This window comes from Litchfieldia salsa (assembly GCF_900104555.1).
In the GTDB taxonomy this organism is placed as follows: domain Bacteria; phylum Bacillota; class Bacilli; order Bacillales; family Bacillaceae_L; genus Litchfieldia; species Litchfieldia salsa.
In genome coordinates, this window is sequence record NZ_FNJU01000001.1 from 621,603 (window position 1) to 638,091 (window position 16,489).

Here is a 16,489-nt window from a genome sequence, read left to right on the forward strand (position 1 = left end):
CTCTTTCAAACTATTAAGATAAAAATTACCAAACTTTTCCTTTTAGTGTAATTTTACACTATTCGTGTTTTTTGTGTCAACAGAAAAAAGGAACATGCTCTATGTCTCATTCGACATACAGTCTTGGCACACGAGAACCGTCCCGAAACGTCCCTTCTGACACTTCTTTTTAATTCACAAACATTTCATGAATGTATAGCTCGAAGTTACCCTCTCTTTTCGATGAATCTTTTAAAGCTATTTGACCTTTGAAAAGAATCTCACCTTTCAATACATCCGCAACAATGATATTCCCTGTCATATCAAACCTTGGACTCATTTGAGAGGAAACAATATATAATTTATCGTCTTTGACCGTTACTATTTGACCCTCAGCATTCAATTCTCCTAATATTGGGATACTAAACGGTTTGCCTACTTGATCGTCTACTAAACTATAAGGAATCACTACGTACTTTTCGCCTTCCGATCTAATGAAATAAATAGTAGACCCATCAAAGAAACTAAGTTGGTTCTCATTTAAACTTAAATCTGGCACATTAATGACTTCTTTTTCTTTCGTTGCTAGGTTGTAGGAGATGATTTCTTGATCTATCTCTTCTTCTCTATATGATTCCATATCATCAATCACTTTTACTTCCGTTTTCACAAAAATAAGTTGCTCATTCGCTCTTGTAGGGTTTGACCCAATTAATTGTAAAGTAAAATATGTTTCACTTTGCCCTTGAGTTGGTGCCCCAATAATAGCTTCATGACTGCTTATTTTTTTATTCGCCAGATTAACTGTATAGATATGTTTTTCATCATAATTTTTTCTCATCACGTTATGTGTAATAATGAATAACTCTCCTTGAACTAGTTGTACATCTTCTACAAAAAGATGCTCTATTTCATTACCACCTGGGACTGCTAACTTGAAGGAAGCTGTATGTCCCTCCTCTTTGTTTAGCACAGAAATAGTTAACTTATGATCTCTCGAACTAAACGAGCCATCTTCTACATCTGCATAAGCCAAAAACTGATCGTCCTCAAAGTATAAGTTTACCCATGCAGTTTTTCCTCTCATAAAGGTCCGATATTCTTTCTGTAACTCCTTAATTAAAGTAGGAGTATGTCCGAATACAAGATCTAAAAAAGAATGACTTTTGTAAGTAGAACCTCCTGCGGAGATATTCACGTTCGTATAGGCATAATACATCGAGGAACTCTCTTCATAAGATCCCTCTAATACCAATGATTTTATCTCATCTTCATCACCGCTCTCGGTTTGAATCACAAACTCTGGGAATTGTTCCTTCGACAGGGCAGAATTTACAAAGAACGTTCCAATGCTAATCACAATAACAGCGACGATAGCCGTCAGTTTCCAGTATTTTTTCATTATAAACCCTCCTTATACGGTGATCTTTTTTGTTAATAAGAATCCACTCGTCCAAATAGATGCTGCTAGTACAATTAACCCAAACACGATTTCAAGGATAAATAATTCAATCGGATAGAAAAACCCATGAAAAACAAATGCTTGTAATAGTAATGGTGAAATTGTAAGGATTACAGCGACTGCTATATAAATAAGTCCAGCAAAAATCCCTTTCCACCTGAAACTTCTTTCCATTAGGATCGCAGTAAATAAAATGGCAACAGCTAATAATCCTGCTCCATAATATACAATAAGCTCAATCATACTACTTGGAATAATGATCGATAATTCCGGAATTCTAGTGACAATTTCGCTTACTGTCAAATCTGCCCTGAATTCTTTAGGTACCATACTTTTCATAACCAAGTTCTCAATCGGTAGTAGAACTAGTTGAAATGCAATCAACCCAAATGTCATGATCATGATATTGGTAATTTTCGCATAAAAGATATTCAACCTTGTTGTTGGAAGCATTAATAATCGGTATATAAATGTATTTTTCCCCATCCAATCTCGATACCAAATAAGAAAAATGTAGAAACCTACACCAGCGATGCATAATGCAATTGGACCAATAAACCACACACTATATACAACTTCTAAAAAACTCATTTGACCGTAACTTTCCAGAAACTCCGCTTTAGGCATCATCTCTTTATAAATCATTTCATTCGCCCTGTTTAAATAACTTTTTGATTGCACAATCACTCCGACAATCTGCACAATAAATGTTATTGCTAGTAGAACTGCAAATAGTTTTCCAATACGATTAAACTCAAAATTTACTAGTTTCAAGTAATTACTCATCTTTGATACACCTCTCTCATCACATCAATGACAGACTTACCCTCGTTTTCACGTTTTTCTTCTGCACTAAATTCCTTTGTCACAACACCGTTATCTAATAGAACAACCTTATCAATTAAATGCTCGATATCGCCTACTTCATGTGTAGTAATGATTACCCCGCGATTTTCAATCAAATGACTTGTGAACACATTTGCAATTTCTTCTCGACTAAACATGTCAATTCCCGAGAATGGTTCATCCATTAACACATAATCCACATCAAGGGCTAATCCAAGTAATAGATTGACCTTTGCTGTATTTCCTTTTGATAAAGAAGAGATTCTATCATTTAAATTTAATCTGAAAAAACCTAGTATTTCTGTCGCCCGTTTCTGATTCCAACACGTATAAAAATCATTCATAAACTCCATTGCCTCTACTATTTTCATCTGTGGGAGCATTGTAATGGCATCGGGAATAAAAGTAATTTTTTCAAATGAGTGTTTATCTAACGGTTTCCCATCGATTAATATCTGTCCATTATTAATCGGTGTAAGTGCCATAATTGCATTTAAGATTGTCGTCTTTCCAACCCCATTTATTCCTATTAAACAAGTAATTTCACCCTTGTTTGCAGTAAACGATACACCTTTTAATATTTGCTTGCGTCCAAATCTCTTTTCAACCTCTATTACTTCAATCATGTTTTAAGCCTCCTTATCATCGTTAGCGATGTACTTTACTCTAACCAAATCAAGCAGTTCGTCGACTGGTACATTAATCGACCGAACAGATGTCACAAACACGTCAACTGCCTCTACAAGCAGCTCCTCCCTCACCATACCTAATACCTTGTTATCTGTCGTAATTTTACTTGGATGATTTTTCTCCGTATAAATCAATCCTTGTTCCTCCATTTCTTTGTACGCTCTTTGCGCGGTATTAGGATTCACTTTCATCCTATTGGCCAACTCCCGTCTCGACGGAATTTCCTCTCCAGGCTTCAATTCACCAATAGCAATCTTCTCTTTAAAATAACGAACAATCTGTAAATAGACCGGATCACGATTATTAAAATTCACATTCATCTAAACAACTCCTATATGACATTCGAAGTGTGTGTATTAACTAGTTCATACACTATACACTGTATTATATGGTTAATACACTAAACTTGTCAAACTACTTTTTTATTTTTCATGAATCAACAAAAGCACCCTATAGAACAAGCTTTAAGGGTGCTTTTTGTTATAAATATCATTAAGTTTTTAATACAAAGAATTTGTTTAATCATTAACCGCCATTCTTCCAAGCGGACCATTTTCATCAATGATATCTTGTAAATCATATACTGAAATTGGAAACATTGGGAAACCGTAGACATAGGGAGTGAGGTCGTATAGTTGAAAGTAGATGACAAGTGCTTTGTCTGCAATGTAAAAGTCTTGATTTGGTTGAATGGTTGTGAAGTTATTAAGAACCGGGATATCACGTTCTTCTATCTGTGCTTTTATGAGAGTTGAGATTTTAGTTACATATTCACTTCCTGGCTTAAACAAATCTTTAAGCTCACATAACTTTCTCTTTTTCAAATCGAACGTTAACGAGGTTATATATGTCATTCCATGGGCAGCTTGCTGATGATACGTATAATTAGAGAGTGAAAGGCTTAGAACTTCACGCTGATTGTTTTTAATTTCATATAAACCATGCATTTCATCCACTGTTGTCGGCATTTCCCCGACTTGCTTATTGATGAGTTGCTGTTCTTCATGAACAATGGATTGATTGATGAACTTTTCAAATGCTCTATCATACATTCCAAATACATGGGGATAGAAAACGTTCTTTTTCGACCCCCTACTAACTTTCGCCGTTTTAATCTTTACTGGAAAAAAATGACTCACCTAAATCCACCCTTTGTCTTTTTACTTCACTTTATTCCAACTTTAGGTAAAGGTACCAAAAGAAAATAATGCTTAGGCTTTTTAAACATAGAAAGGGTGTTAAAAAGGACTAGCTTATCCTAACAATCATCTAATGACTATATTGTTTCAATTATTAGATTTAGGGTTCCAATATTTTTCATTGCCTGTAAAAGACTCTGATAAATAGATTGAAAACGTCTCATCCTTTTCACCTTTTGAAAATAATGTAATAAAGTGTAGTAAGCCATTCATTTTAAACACCCCTTAAATTTGATGTTATGTTAATTATCATAATATTCTAAATAAAGGTGCAAGTCAATAGTTTTCTTTTTTTCTAACAATCAATGTTATATTTCATTCCATTTAAAACTTTTTTTGAATAAAAAAAAGCGTTGGATCCACTCCAACGCTTACTTCATACAACACTTCTTATATTTCTTACCACTACCACAAACGCACGGATCATTACGCCCTACTTTTGTATAGTCTTTAATATTAATGACATTTGACTTCGCTAGTTTTGGCTCATTAGTTGGAATATTTAATGGATGTAAATGTTTTTTTTCTTTTTGTGATAGCTCATTAGGAGTATGTCCTTTTAACACCCATTGTCTCGTATTATTAGACACATTCACGATACGCTCTGTTAACTGCTGTAGAAATTCAAATGACGGAAACTCAAATAGTTCTTGCAGATAATCCATGACAGCTGTAGGATTCACTTCATTATTGATAATGTAAATTAATTCTGATGCGATTTTATTTTTATCATGATCTGTTAGATCATATCCTTCTTTCAAAAACTGAAATAAACGTTCCATTTCTTTCGAGAAATCAACATATCCTGGCTTACTAGCTTGGATTAGCTCCTTCTTTGTAAAAGGATAATAATCGATTGTTTTCCTACTCTGTTGTTCATCTAGAATTTCTCCACCGTTAAATATTTCGTAGGCTGTTAGCTTATAAGGACTATACTTTACTTGATTATAATAGTCACATGCAACAGAAACGATATTCATATAATCAGCGACTTTTACTTCACTCTTCATGAGACTCTCTGTTTTCTTAATAGCAAGAGAAGTTTCAATGACTCCGTAGAAATAAACCATCCCGAAAGTTAACTGTATCCATCCGGTATTCCGGTCAATCACCGTTTGTATTTCATTTCGATCAAAGGTTTCGAAAAGCCCCGCTAGTTCCGGTGGCATCGTTAATAGCTTGCGATCTCCATCCTTAACAGGATAGGCAAGTCCATATTTCAATAGCGCTTCAGCTTTCTTAATCGGAAAATCTTGATCGACAACCACATATCCACTATTCTTCATTTCCTGTAATAGATCGTAACGTTCTTGGTCTAAAAGCAATATGATTTGCTTAAAATGAGCAGGAATTGCCTCTTCAAGTACGTCAGCAAGCTCAGCTTTTTTGAGCTTACTTACTCCAGATATATTCAGGTTTTTTCGTATGTCATCAAGCTCAGTCTTCGTCAACAAACTTAACATATTTCCAAGTTCAAATGACGGAAAACTCTTCCTCCAAAACCGAGTCTCTCTCATTAATTCTGCCTTCTTAGTCTGGGCTTTTGAATACTTTAATGCTCTAAGTAGCATTCCTTCTAATTTTTTTTCCATTTGAATCTCCTTTTCAAAAACATAGGGACGGTTCTTGAACAAACCTTACAAGCTAAATATTATAACATAGATTGATAGAATTTGTATGTTGCCGCCTTGTTTCAACACCAAAAAAGCCATGAATATTTTGGCTATATTCATGACTCTTAACTCAATATTAGTTTTGAATTAGTAGACTATAAAAGCTTATAGTGTGATGTTTTCTACTTTTTTATTACGAGGCTTTACCCAACCACCAACCGGTTGATCAACGACTATTTCTCCATCGTTAAAGATGAGATTTCCATTATTAATGGTTGCTACAATTTTACAAGGGAAGCTATGTCCCATATATAAGGTTTGTTTATGCTTAGCATAATAATTTTCTTCTGTAACCGTGTGAGATTCCTTCAGTGATACGATAGCAAAGTCAGCATCCGCTCCTTCAACAATTTTCCCTTTGTATTGTGAAAGACCAAATCTTTCTGCAGGGAAGGATGCCGTCCACTTTGCTACATATTCAAATGGAATGTTGTGTTTGATTGCAAGTTCAATTGTCGATAAAAGTGAAAATTGACCTCCACTAATCCCTCCCCACGCTTCAAACAAATTGTATACATTTGGATCCTTTAAATCATATGGACAAGGTGAATGATCTGAGGAGATCATATCAAATTTATTGTTGATTAATAACTTTATCAATTTCTTTTGCTCTTCTTCTTCTCGTAAAGGTGGCGCACATTTTGCAATCGTGCCCAACTCTTTCAAATGCTCATGATGGAACAATAAATAATGTGGACATGTTTCAACCGTAATGTCCATTCCTCTTTGTTTTGCTTTTTCAATTCGATCAATAGCTTCGGCCGAGCTGATATGAACAAAATGTAGTGAACATCCTGTAATTTCTGAGTAATAAATCGCTCGTTCAACCGCCTCAACTTCAGCAATAATAGGGCGTGTTTCTAAATAATCATCAGCACTAACCTTGCCTTCCCTCTCCTTCTCATCTTTTAACCAATTTGTGATTGCAGCACTTTCTGAGTGAAGGGCCAACACTTTCCCAAGCTTTGCTATGCTTTTCATCCCATGCAATAAGGTGATATCATCAACTGCTTCAAATTCTTTATTCCCAGTGGTAGAGAGAAATGCCTTAAATCCAATTACTCCAGAATCAGCAAGTTCTTTTAAATCCTGTTCATTTCCTGGTACAAGTCCACCCCATAAACTAAAATCCACATAGGATTTTTCCTGACCAAGTTCGGCCTTTTGCATTAGAGCATCTCGATTCACAGTTGACGGAATTCCGTTTAAAGGCATGTCAAAGTATGTAGTGCAACCTCCTGCTGCCATCATCTGTGAACCAGTATGGAACCCTTCCCAATGCTCCCTACCAGGCTCACTAAAATGGACATGTACATCAATCATTCCCGGGAAGATATATTGACTTTGAGCATCCCATACCATGGCCGCTTCATTTGATATCCCCTTTTGTATAAGTACAATTTTCCCATCTTTAATTCCAATGTCTGTTTCAACCACACCATCTGGAAGCACCACTTTGCCATTTTTCAGAAGTACATCTAACCGTTCCATACTAGGCTCACCCCTTCAAATAAATTACTTACACTAGATTCGTAGATTTATAGATACAATAAATTGACTCTTAGTAAAATTTATAGAGTGTTTGTTTTTTGGAGGACGTCTTCTTGAATTTCTAGATCTAGATGATTCGTATTCTTGAAACTTTGTTCCATCCCTTCACTTACGTAGCGTTCATGCTTCACCACCCACACCTTCATAACAACCACATAAACAACTGCTGCTGGAATGATACCAAGGAGCCAAGACAAGTCAACATTTATAAATGAAAACACCGTTCCAACTCCAATGGCAATAAATGCAGCAGGGTTCCATCCTTTAAATGCCTTAAACAAATTCTCTACTTCATATAATTTAGCAACATTATAATTTCCTTTATGAATCACATAAAAATCGGCTACCATAACGGCAAAAATCGGACCTAAGAATGCTGAAACAACTGAGATGAACATTAAAAAAGCAGAGTCTGTCATAATCCACCAAGGGCAAGTAAACACCCCGAGAACACCTACAATCACACACGCTTTTTCCCACGAAATTTTAAATAATTCCATCGCCACTAGTACTGGCGGCATTATATTTGCAACCAGATTGGTCGTAATTTGAGCGATTGCAATAAAAAGTAAGATAACGATACTTGCAAATAAATTAGAAATGTGTCGAGAAATGATATCAACAGGATTCCAAATTCCTACCGCTGCAGCTCCAAGTATCCCAACAAAAGGAAGTAAAATCATAGGAGGAACGATTCCAACAATATGTGATCCTATAAACGTTTTACCAGATGATTTACGAGGAAAGTATCTGGTATAATCTGAAACATTCAATAGTAATGCTGAGAACTGACCAATTAATACGGCCATAGCCAACCAGAATGGTATTCCCCACGAGCCATCAATATTGGTTGTTTCTTGTACTTCAAAACCAAAAGTGTCAAGGAATAGAAAAATTAAATAGATCACTCCAAGCATAATCACGATTGCACCAACAATTTCAATCCATTTAATCGACTTTATCCCTTTAGCAGATAAATAAATTTGGAAGGCCTGGAAGGCGAAAAACCAAACCCATACATTGTTAAACCCAATAATATCTGTAAATATTTGATTTAGCGCCATAGCTCCAAGCCATGACTGGACACCATACCAAAACAAAGCCGGCACTGCCCTCATTAATGAAGGAACCTTTGCTCCTATTGGCCCAAAAGAAGATCGAAGTTGAACAACCATCGGAATTCCATGCTTCCATCCAACCTTCCCATTCAATGCAAATAATAAAGCAGCTAAAACGTTAGCCAAAATTAATGCTAAAAAGGCTTGTGTTAAATTCAATTGTCCGAATGGGGGAATTAAGCTGGAACCTAACATAAAGGATCCAACCATAACCGCATCGCCCCACCACATTGCGACATAGGATTTCGGACCAAGAATTCGGTTTTTCTCATTCATAATTGGTAGTAAACTAGAATTTATTTGCATTATATATCCCCCTTTAAAATATTTTATGTAATCATTAGTAACAAGTAATGTTAAAAAACCTTACATCAACATTTTAATTGAAATATATTTACAATACATTAGAAAAATTGTTAATTTTTAGATTTCTCTTTGTAGCTTTTACACAAAAAACATCTGGAGGGGTTTCCAGATGTTTTTTTCTCTACATTTATTTTATGAGTCATTACAAAATATTTATATCAATTAACTCCTGATTGTGTTCCCCTCATTTTTATAGAAGAAATTGTTCGAGAGCGCTCTCTTTTAATAGCTACTTTTGTAGAACGACCACTTCTTTTGATAGCTTTTGTCACCTTGAAGGAAAAGGACTCTATGTTTGGAGAATATAGTCATATCAAACTACTACTGATTTCACAGTGAAAGGAAAGGGACTTATATATGACTACTACTCAATTTTTAAAAGCATATTCCATTAACGAAGTATCTGAAATGATCAACACACCAACTGGCACAATTAGACAATGGGAGAAAGATTTAAACGGATTACTTATCATCCCTCGTACAAAACAAGGTGCGAGATTTTATACAGAAACAGAAATCGCTTTACTTCAGAAAATAAAAGAAATGCGCGATCAAAAGGTTCATAAAAATTTGATACGATCATTATTAGCAAAGCATCTTGAATCAGCTTCAGAACCTAGTTCAGAAGCTTTCGAACCCTCACACGCGAGCACTAACGAGCATGAAGTTCAGGTTGTTTCCAATGAACCCCCTGTTCAACAAGAGAACCAAATTGAAGAAATGAATCTCCGAATGGAAGCTTTTAAACAACAGTTATTACAGGAAATCAAGACAGAAATGGCACATAATAAAAATGAGATCGTCGACGAAATAAAAAATGAGCTTGTAAATAATTCTTTACATACAGTTCAAGGAATTTCAAAATCGATTCAACGTTCCAATGATAAAAGAAAGGTTGAAGTACAAGTGTTATCTGATAGTATTCAAGAGGCTTCAGAACGCACTTCCGAAAGACTCGAAACCCTTTCATCTCAAGTTGCGAACGATTCGCAGGGCACTTATGAACAACTAGAAATTCTATCATCCAACATTGCGAAAGATTCAGAACGAACTTCTGAACAACTATCTAGAAAGATTGATCAATCAATCAAAGCCACTACTTCAAACAACTTAAGAACCCTGTCAAAAGTGAACAATTCAATTGGTGATATGCGACATGAACTAAACGAGTTCTCGAAATCACTAGGAAATGAACAAAAACAAATTAGCCAGATCAATCAAACCATCCATGAACTAAAAGAATACACAGAAACCCTACACCATCGTGAAGAAGTATTTCAGGAACTTGTAACAAACTTCCGACAAGTCGCAGCCTCCAAAGAAAAAAATCGTTGGTGGAAATTCTGGTAATGGTGCAATGGTGCACGGGGACGGTTCTCATGTATCATCTTTCAAATTATGGGGCGCGAGAACCGTCCCCGTTTCTCAAACCAAAATCGCTTTCATTATTTCATCCGTATGAATAAATTTAATGGCTTTATCTCTATATAGTTCGTCGTGTAAGTACGTATATCGATTCGGTTTTATACTAGGTGCAAGTTCAACTGCCTGAATATACTCTTCTTTCTTTAAACCTAATGTTTTCACATACTTAAAAAAACCTGTTCTCTCAAACACTTTTTTCATTCGTTCTGCTCTATGCTCCTGAACATTCGACATGATATAAGTTGCGACTCCCACCTGAATACCGTGAATTTGAGGTTTCACCGAAATTTTATCAAGCGCATGTGAAATTAGATGTCCAGATCCACTAATCGGTGAACTATTACCGCTTATGATGGTAGAGATTCCCCCCATTGCTAATGAACTAACCAATTCCTTCATAAAAATGGTTTTCTTTATATCATCCATTGGAGTTCTTATAAAGCTATTTACAGCTTTTTTACTCATCATATAGGCAAATGCATTAACATGACTTCTTTCTTGTTTCTCTTCAAACTCCCAATCATACAATGCAGTGATGTTAGACATCAGGTCCCCAATTCCAGCTAGAATTAAATAGTCTGGTACATGCTTTAGAATATCTAAATCTGCAATGATCCCATAAGGCACACTTGCTGGTACCGTTGTTTTCTTACCATTAACTACAATAGAGCAATTACTACTCGCAAAACCATCATTAGAAGGTGACGTAGGAATGCTTATAAAAGGAAACCTTCTTAGAAACGCTATATATTTCCCATAATCTACAATCGTTCCACCACCCATACTAATGACTACATCAAAGCCTTCCATTGAAAAAGCTTTATTAAAAAGGTCATCCATTTTCAGACTCGATGGTAAAACCTCAATCGTCATATTTATAGATTTGAAAGAATGAATCATCTCTTTTCCGTATGTATGATAAATAAAATCATCAAAAATCATCATTACCTTTGTAAAACCATGCTTCTTCAAAATATGTTCAAGCTGATATACCACTCCAGACCCAATCTCTAAAATCGCTGGAATCGGAATATTCGTTATTGGTTTTTGCATTTTATCAGTCCTTTCATACTCTAATCAATACATGAAAACAGTCTAGTTTAAATCATTATACTTATCAATTATCCCCTCAGCCTATCTAGGTTCTTCCCAGACCAAGATTGGTCTGATTATGTGGTTGTAATTCTGCCTTTGGGATTAAATCTTGTAATCGGATATTCTATCTGAAGTCAAAAGAACATATTTGAAACCTGTGTTCAACTAAGTATATTGATCGTTACAAGATTTATAGTTCCCCAGTCCTTCACATTATAAAATCAACAATAATCTTTAACAGCACAAAAATCTATTGTCAACCTTAATGGAATATTATGGTACAATTATTACGAATATAATATCAAAGGATGATAACAAGTCATAAAGAAATAGAGGATTAACAAATTTACAGAATCAAGCTTGTGAACTCTCTCAATCCTTAGCGTATGTTTGCCGTTACGTGGGAGAGGCCATATATCGAGATAAAATTTGCTATAGGCATAAGGTAAAGGTTGGATTGGGATAGGAGACAGATAAATGAAAATTGAGTTTGATAAAAAGGATAAAAATTTCCCCTTTGTTGCAACCAGTCTTCTTTATTTAACTGAACTAGTTTTATATCTTACTGGTTTCATCTCTGGTACACTCTTTTTAAATTTCCTGTTATTAATGAGTGTCTTATTTCTTATATTCTTGTTTATTATTAGGAAAAAAAGAGTAGAAAAACGTGCATTTGTGTTTTCAGCCATTTTATCATTGTTGTTACTGATATACGAGTCGCCACTTATACTTATTGATGAAAAAGTATATTTGGTTACTAGCTACAGTGACCCATTGGAGTTAATTAAAGGAGCTAATATATATATGTTATCTGTAAATGTTTTTCAGATAAGTGGTGTAGAAAACGAACAAGAGGTACGAGACATGTTTATTTATAGTCAAGGAGTTTATGACATAATTCCTGGTAAAAATTATATGATCTATGGAAGTAAAAACACAGCAATCTTCGAATATATAGGTTTATATAAAAGTGAATTTGAAAAGTCGTTCGAAAATGTTACTGCTTATTTAAATACAAGTAACACTGAAATTGATGAATTTTATTCTCAAGATAACTCAGACGGTGGCAGTGCTGGTTTAGCTATAGTACTATCTAGTTTTTCCAAAAACGGTAAGCTTCAAAATAATGTCCCAATTGCCGTGACAGGAGCTATTAGTAAAACTGGGGAAGTAAAGAAGGTTGGAGGTATGAAAGAAAAAATACAGATTGCAAATGAAAATGACTTCTCTTATATGATTGTCCCAAAGGCAAATCTTGCTGAAGCCAACGAAGTTAAAGGAACATTAAACCTTCCAATTGAAATAATTGGAGTCACGGATGTTGATGAAACTATTCAACTCATAAACGATCTTAATAGAGTAGAAAGTAACAAAATATAGCTGGTTTTTTCTATATAGTAAATAATTCCCAATATGAACATACATGTTTAATATATCAAAATTTAGAGGCTTTAATTTTATATAACAACCAACTACATATTATATGACTATTATAGAACAAATGGTTTTTTTTAATCCTTAGTAAAATACCATTTACCCTCTTTTTCATTTTCAACTAGTATAAGCTTTCTTCCCATTCAACACTATAAAGCACGTTTGTATCCATCCCTTAAAGCTTCTTTTCTAACAGTAACCCCAGTTAGAAACGTCTTTAAATAGTTTGAGATATTGCTATTTCTTTCTTTAATTAAATCGATATCTTTTAGAAATAGCACTTTCTCTGTGTAAGATAAGTTTTCCTCTAATGTATTTATTATAAAAGTTTTATTAAACAAATAAACTCTTTTACCTATTTTTATTTTAAGTTTTAAATCTGGAATATTCTCAAAGGATATTTCTGACTTATACATGTCGAGGTTATCTATTAAAGAATAAAATTCATTACTGTCTACAATTCTTTGGTCAACCACATATTATTCCCCCCGGTAACTTGGCAGTCGTAGTGATTTTCACACGTTAGACCCATAGCTTTGCGTCCCCAACTTTCGATGGGTTTGCCTTTTTCAAGTAAATTAGAAACATTCATGATAAAAATATACTATTTCAACAAATTTTACAATACAAATATTTAAGGAAATAATTTTCATCTACAACTAATGCATTCTAGGAGGAGTTTTTTCTATTAATGTTTCCTATTATAGGATGAATGAAAAAAGCCATCCTTTTATCAATGAGAATAGTTTTATCAACATTAATGGATGACTTGTTATAGAGATTCAAACTCTCAACCCCTACCCTGTCAAATTTATATTCTAAATCAAAACCATTTAACAACCCTGATTAACAAACTCGACTACTTCTTTAATGGTGTATTTTTTTAGATATACTCCAAGATGTTCCTCTGCCCCTAAGAAGATATTGAAAAGAACATGCTGCATATTTGCTCCAACGATACACTTTTCATTTGATTCAGGACACTTTGGTTGCAACGCCCCTTCTGACGTAATCTTATATATATCCCAGAGGTTCACATCTTCTGGACTGAGAGCGAAAATAAATCCCCCCCCTGTACCTTCTTTAGAGATGATATAACCATGTTTTTTTAACACACTTAGGACTTTTCGGATTCGTACCGGATGAACATTGGCACTTTCGGCAATTGCATCACTAGAGGACATACTCTCAGGCTTTAGGGCAAGAAGGGTTAAACTATGAATCGCCAGTGTGAAATTACTATTCATATTTATCATCCTCCTTCGTTAGTCGTTAACCTATTATATCCTTTAATACGCCACATTTCCTCAAGTTTTAAAAAAATGCGGTCAATTTAATGACCGCATTTCCATTAATCCCATTAATCAACGACTGGAAACCATCCAGGACTATTGATGATCGCTTGCCAAAGATAATCAGGAATGATTAATTTCTCTTGATCTTTTTTAGACAAGGTTGTAGCAATCTCTGCTTCTTTTCCTTCAACGACTTTCTCTACCCAGTCTGGTTCCATAATAAGTTCACGGCCAAGAGCCACCATGCTTGAGCCTGTGCTTAGAGCTTTTACTGCTTCTTCAGGTGTATGAATAGAACCTACACCAATAAATGGCACTCTGTTCCCGATTGTCTCTAATAAATACTCAATACGTAGTTTTGTTGTATCAACACCACGTCTAGGCTCAGACCAGAAATCCATAAGAGAAACATGAAGATAATCAAGTCCTTTATCTGCAAGAGCATCAACTAACACTAGCGTATCAGCCATCGTAAAGCCTGGTGTCGTTTCTTCTTCTGGTGAGAAGCGGTAACCGACAATAAATGGTTCCTTTGCATGTGCATTTACAACTTTTTGAACTTCGTCAACAACAGCAAGTGGGAAGGTTAAACGTTTTTCTAAACTTCCTCCAAAGCGGTCTTCACGACGGTTGCTATGTGGTGAAAAGAACTGGTGGATTAGATAACCGTTCGCACCATGAATCTCAACACCATCAAATCCAGCTTCAATAGCTCGGCGTGTCGTTTCGCCGAATGCAGTAATCATCTCTTCAACTTCATTTTCCGTTAATGCTCTTGGAGTAACATCACTACCCTCTTTTGCTACCGCACTTGCACTAACTGTTTCTCCATTTGGTACTAATTCAGTCGGACACTCTCTTCCTCCGTGAAAAATTTGCAGAACGGCTTTCGCTCCTTTTGCTTTAATGCTGCTTGCAAGTCTGCGAAAACTTGGAATCATACTATCATCATGTCCACCAAATTCACCATGAAATCCTTTTCCATTAGCCGTTACATACGTACATGCTGTGATGACCATCCCAACACCCTTAGATCTACGCTCATAATATGCAATTTCCTCATCAGACACAGTGCCATCAGGATGTGAGGCAAAGTTAGTCATAGGTGCCATAACGACACGATTTTTTAATTGAAGTCCATTTTTAAAATCAATACTTTCAAATAAAGGCTTAAAGTTTTCATTCATCATTTAACACTCCTCTTCTCTTAACCAATTACAATCGGTAAGAATCTATTCTATTATGCTGTGTTGGTTTTACAGCTATACTCTGCTTATGGATATTTGATGCTTTTCTTATCGCAACAAATCTTTCCTGAAGCTCATAAAACCAATCCTCATCTTTTGTTATAAGTGACAATTCAATTAATTCGCGAATACCTTCTTCATTCGTTTCGGCAGATGGCAGTCCCTGAACTAACCTTGATAGAGTTTCAATGGTCTTACCTACTACGATGTCATGATCTGAATGTACAACTTTCACTTTAACGGTTTTATTTAAAGAATGAATATCTTCTATATAGCCTAAAAATAATTCTCCACTCTTCGTTGTTCCTTTGACCCAGTTACCAATTTGTATAATCTCGGTTCCTTTCAACACTTTATCCACCACCTTCAATATAATAAAAAAAGATACAGTTCATTTGAAAAATAAAGCTTAAACAACTTTTTGACATTTAAGCCTTGAATACGATTGAATTCTCTTTTAAAAGATTACTGTAATAATATATTTTACAGTTCGTGATGTCAAAGAATTGAACTTCAGGTCCTTCTTTTGAAAACCTAATTGAAATTGTCTCTGAACCAAGCCGTTTTCTTACTAATAAGACTGTTCAAAATCTTCTATACCAGTTTACCTCCTCAGTTCCCTCCAATGCTGTCGTTAAACCTGTTTTCCTGTCTTAATTTCACGACAAAAACTCGTTATGTAATGTAAAAAATTCAATTATAATTATATCTATGGTTAATTTTTAAAAAGGAGTTTTTAGTATGACATTAACGAAACAAGACAAGGATTTCATCGACTATATTACATTATGGCACTTAAATAAGATTCCAAACGGTAGGGTTTTGGGTGGAAAAGATCAATTGGAAGAGGTATCCACTGAAAGATTACTACATTTATATAAAGGAACTGTACAATTGATTAAGGAAATTAAAGAAGTTGTAATGACGACTCAAAAGTGCGAACCATTATTCATGGCCATCGATTACATATCAACCAAGCTATTATTTGAGCGTGTGATAAAAGACAGACTTCGTTATGAAACTGTCGAAGGGGTATTTCAATAGAATTATAATAAGCTAAGGGCTGGGACTATTAAAGTGTTTAACTGAGTTCGAACAAATCAAAATTT

The 16,489-nt window shown here is 34.9% G+C and carries 17 protein-coding genes and 1 riboswitch; of the genes, 3 read left to right on the forward strand and 14 right to left on the reverse strand.

The genetic code is table 11. The features are described 5' to 3' along the window. Positions 1 to 169: 169 nt before the first annotated feature. From BLQ56_RS02730 to BLQ56_RS02765, 9 genes are all read right to left on the reverse strand, one after another. Positions 170 to 1,381 carry a hypothetical protein gene (locus BLQ56_RS02730; protein WP_090849644.1) on the reverse strand — a complete coding sequence of 404 codons (1,212 nt, stop codon included), beginning with the start codon at positions 1,379 to 1,381 and terminating at the stop codon, positions 170 to 172. 12 nt (positions 1,382 to 1,393) lie between these two features. After that, the gene (locus tag BLQ56_RS02735) at positions 1,394 to 2,227 is read right to left on the reverse strand and encodes a hypothetical protein (protein WP_090849646.1); all 834 of its coding nucleotides are present in this window, start codon (positions 2,225 to 2,227) and stop codon (positions 1,394 to 1,396) included. Continuing rightward, positions 2,224 to 2,913 (reverse strand): ATP-binding cassette domain-containing protein, encoded by a 690-nt coding sequence (locus BLQ56_RS02740; RefSeq protein ID WP_090849648.1) that lies wholly within the window; start codon positions 2,911 to 2,913, stop codon positions 2,224 to 2,226. Before BLQ56_RS02740 ends, BLQ56_RS02735 begins: the two co-directional genes overlap by 4 nt. A gap of 3 nt (positions 2,914 to 2,916) precedes the next feature. Beyond that, the gene (locus BLQ56_RS02745; protein ID WP_090849650.1) at positions 2,917 to 3,297 is read right to left on the reverse strand and encodes a GntR family transcriptional regulator; all 381 of its coding nucleotides are present in this window, start codon (positions 3,295 to 3,297) and stop codon (positions 2,917 to 2,919) included. Positions 3,298 to 3,495: 198 nt separating this feature from the next. Continuing rightward, positions 3,496 to 4,116: a DUF3298 and DUF4163 domain-containing protein gene (locus tag BLQ56_RS02750; RefSeq protein WP_175490167.1), complete on the reverse strand. Its 621-nt coding sequence runs from the start codon at positions 4,114 to 4,116 to the stop codon at positions 3,496 to 3,498. A 147-nt stretch (positions 4,117 to 4,263) separates the two neighbouring features. After that, entirely contained in the window at positions 4,264 to 4,389 is a 126-nt protein-coding gene (locus tag BLQ56_RS24005) for a hypothetical protein (protein ID WP_274380193.1), read from the reverse strand. 158 nt (positions 4,390 to 4,547) lie between these two features. Next, a complete protein-coding gene (locus tag BLQ56_RS02755; RefSeq protein ID WP_090849652.1) occupies positions 4,548 to 5,768 on the reverse strand; it encodes a YecA family protein in 1,221 nt (406 codons plus the stop codon). Between the two features lie 186 nt (positions 5,769 to 5,954). Further along, complete coding sequence (locus tag BLQ56_RS02760; RefSeq protein WP_090849654.1) at positions 5,955 to 7,340, reverse strand: allantoinase; 1,386 nt, start codon at positions 7,338 to 7,340, stop codon at positions 5,955 to 5,957. 80 nt (positions 7,341 to 7,420) lie between these two features. Next, positions 7,421 to 8,824, reverse strand: a complete 1,404-nt coding sequence (locus BLQ56_RS02765) for an NCS1 family transporter (RefSeq protein WP_090849656.1) — start codon at positions 8,822 to 8,824, stop codon at positions 7,421 to 7,423. A 417-nt stretch (positions 8,825 to 9,241) separates the two neighbouring features. Between BLQ56_RS02765 and BLQ56_RS02770 the strand changes: the two genes are divergently transcribed. Then, complete coding sequence (locus tag BLQ56_RS02770; protein WP_090849658.1) at positions 9,242 to 10,234, forward strand: MerR family transcriptional regulator; 993 nt, start codon at positions 9,242 to 9,244, stop codon at positions 10,232 to 10,234. A gap of 75 nt (positions 10,235 to 10,309) precedes the next feature. Here the strand turns inward: BLQ56_RS02770 and BLQ56_RS02775 are convergent, their stop codons facing one another. Then, entirely contained in the window at positions 10,310 to 11,362 is a 1,053-nt protein-coding gene (locus BLQ56_RS02775) for an iron-containing alcohol dehydrogenase family protein (RefSeq protein WP_090849660.1), read from the reverse strand. A 519-nt stretch (positions 11,363 to 11,881) separates the two neighbouring features. On the opposite strand from BLQ56_RS02775, the gene BLQ56_RS02780 reads away from it, so the two are divergent. Continuing rightward, positions 11,882 to 12,784: a S16 family serine protease gene (locus BLQ56_RS02780; RefSeq protein ID WP_090849662.1), complete on the forward strand. Its 903-nt coding sequence runs from the start codon at positions 11,882 to 11,884 to the stop codon at positions 12,782 to 12,784. Between the two features lie 203 nt (positions 12,785 to 12,987). On the opposite strand, the gene BLQ56_RS02785 is transcribed toward BLQ56_RS02780, so the two are convergent. The 4 genes from BLQ56_RS02785 to BLQ56_RS02800 all read right to left on the reverse strand — a co-directional run bounded on the left by BLQ56_RS02785 (position 12,988) and on the right by BLQ56_RS02800 (position 15,732). Beyond that, the gene (locus BLQ56_RS02785) at positions 12,988 to 13,314 is read right to left on the reverse strand and encodes a hypothetical protein (protein ID WP_090849664.1); all 327 of its coding nucleotides are present in this window, start codon (positions 13,312 to 13,314) and stop codon (positions 12,988 to 12,990) included. A gap of 11 nt (positions 13,315 to 13,325) precedes the next feature. Continuing rightward, a riboswitch (cyclic di-GMP riboswitch) is annotated at positions 13,326 to 13,413 on the reverse strand. A 258-nt stretch (positions 13,414 to 13,671) separates the two neighbouring features. After that, positions 13,672 to 14,085, reverse strand: coding sequence for an RrF2 family transcriptional regulator (locus tag BLQ56_RS02790; protein ID WP_090849666.1), 414 nt, complete (start codon positions 14,083 to 14,085; stop codon positions 13,672 to 13,674). 113 nt (positions 14,086 to 14,198) lie between these two features. Beyond that, complete coding sequence (locus BLQ56_RS02795; RefSeq protein ID WP_090849668.1) at positions 14,199 to 15,320, reverse strand: NADH-dependent flavin oxidoreductase; 1,122 nt, start codon at positions 15,318 to 15,320, stop codon at positions 14,199 to 14,201. Positions 15,321 to 15,348: 28 nt separating this feature from the next. Next, positions 15,349 to 15,732, reverse strand: coding sequence for a hypothetical protein (locus BLQ56_RS02800; RefSeq protein ID WP_090849670.1), 384 nt, complete (start codon positions 15,730 to 15,732; stop codon positions 15,349 to 15,351). Positions 15,733 to 16,121: 389 nt separating this feature from the next. On the opposite strand from BLQ56_RS02800, the gene BLQ56_RS02805 reads away from it, so the two are divergent. Then, a complete protein-coding gene (locus BLQ56_RS02805; protein WP_090849672.1) occupies positions 16,122 to 16,424 on the forward strand; it encodes a hypothetical protein in 303 nt (100 codons plus the stop codon). Positions 16,425 to 16,489 lie beyond the last annotated feature (65 nt).

What these genes read in the sequence shown, in the direction of transcription:
- BLQ56_RS02730 (WP_090849644.1), bottom strand. Translation starts at nt 1,381, where the DNA reads ATGAAAAAATACTGGAAACTGACGGCTATCGTCGCTGTTATTGTGATT.
- BLQ56_RS02735 (WP_090849646.1), bottom strand. Translation starts at nt 2,227, where the DNA reads ATGAGTAATTACTTGAAACTAGTAAATTTTGAGTTTAATCGTATTGGA.
- BLQ56_RS02740 (WP_090849648.1), bottom strand. Translation starts at nt 2,913, where the DNA reads ATGATTGAAGTAATAGAGGTTGAAAAGAGATTTGGACGCAAGCAAATA.
- BLQ56_RS02745 (WP_090849650.1), bottom strand. Translation starts at nt 3,297, where the DNA reads ATGAATGTGAATTTTAATAATCGTGATCCGGTCTATTTACAGATTGTT.
- BLQ56_RS24005 (WP_274380193.1), bottom strand. Translation starts at nt 4,389, where the DNA reads ATGAATGGCTTACTACACTTTATTACATTATTTTCAAAAGGTGAAAAG.
- BLQ56_RS02755 (WP_090849652.1), bottom strand. Translation starts at nt 5,768, where the DNA reads ATGGAAAAAAAATTAGAAGGAATGCTACTTAGAGCATTAAAGTATTCA.
- BLQ56_RS02760 (WP_090849654.1), bottom strand. Translation starts at nt 7,340, where the DNA reads ATGGAACGGTTAGATGTACTTCTGAAAAATGGCAAAGTGGTGCTTCCA.
- BLQ56_RS02765 (WP_090849656.1), bottom strand. Translation starts at nt 8,824, where the DNA reads ATGCAAATAAATTCTAGTTTACTACCAATTATGAATGAGAAAAACCGA.
- BLQ56_RS02770 (WP_090849658.1), top strand. Translation starts at nt 9,242, where the DNA reads ATGACTACTACTCAATTTTTAAAAGCATATTCCATTAACGAAGTATCT.
- BLQ56_RS02775 (WP_090849660.1), bottom strand. Translation starts at nt 11,362, where the DNA reads ATGCAAAAACCAATAACGAATATTCCGATTCCAGCGATTTTAGAGATT.
- BLQ56_RS02780 (WP_090849662.1), top strand. Translation starts at nt 11,882, where the DNA reads ATGAAAATTGAGTTTGATAAAAAGGATAAAAATTTCCCCTTTGTTGCA.
- BLQ56_RS02790 (WP_090849666.1), bottom strand. Translation starts at nt 14,085, where the DNA reads ATGAATAGTAATTTCACACTGGCGATTCATAGTTTAACCCTTCTTGCC.
- BLQ56_RS02795 (WP_090849668.1), bottom strand. Translation starts at nt 15,320, where the DNA reads ATGAATGAAAACTTTAAGCCTTTATTTGAAAGTATTGATTTTAAAAAT.
- BLQ56_RS02805 (WP_090849672.1), top strand. Translation starts at nt 16,122, where the DNA reads ATGACATTAACGAAACAAGACAAGGATTTCATCGACTATATTACATTA.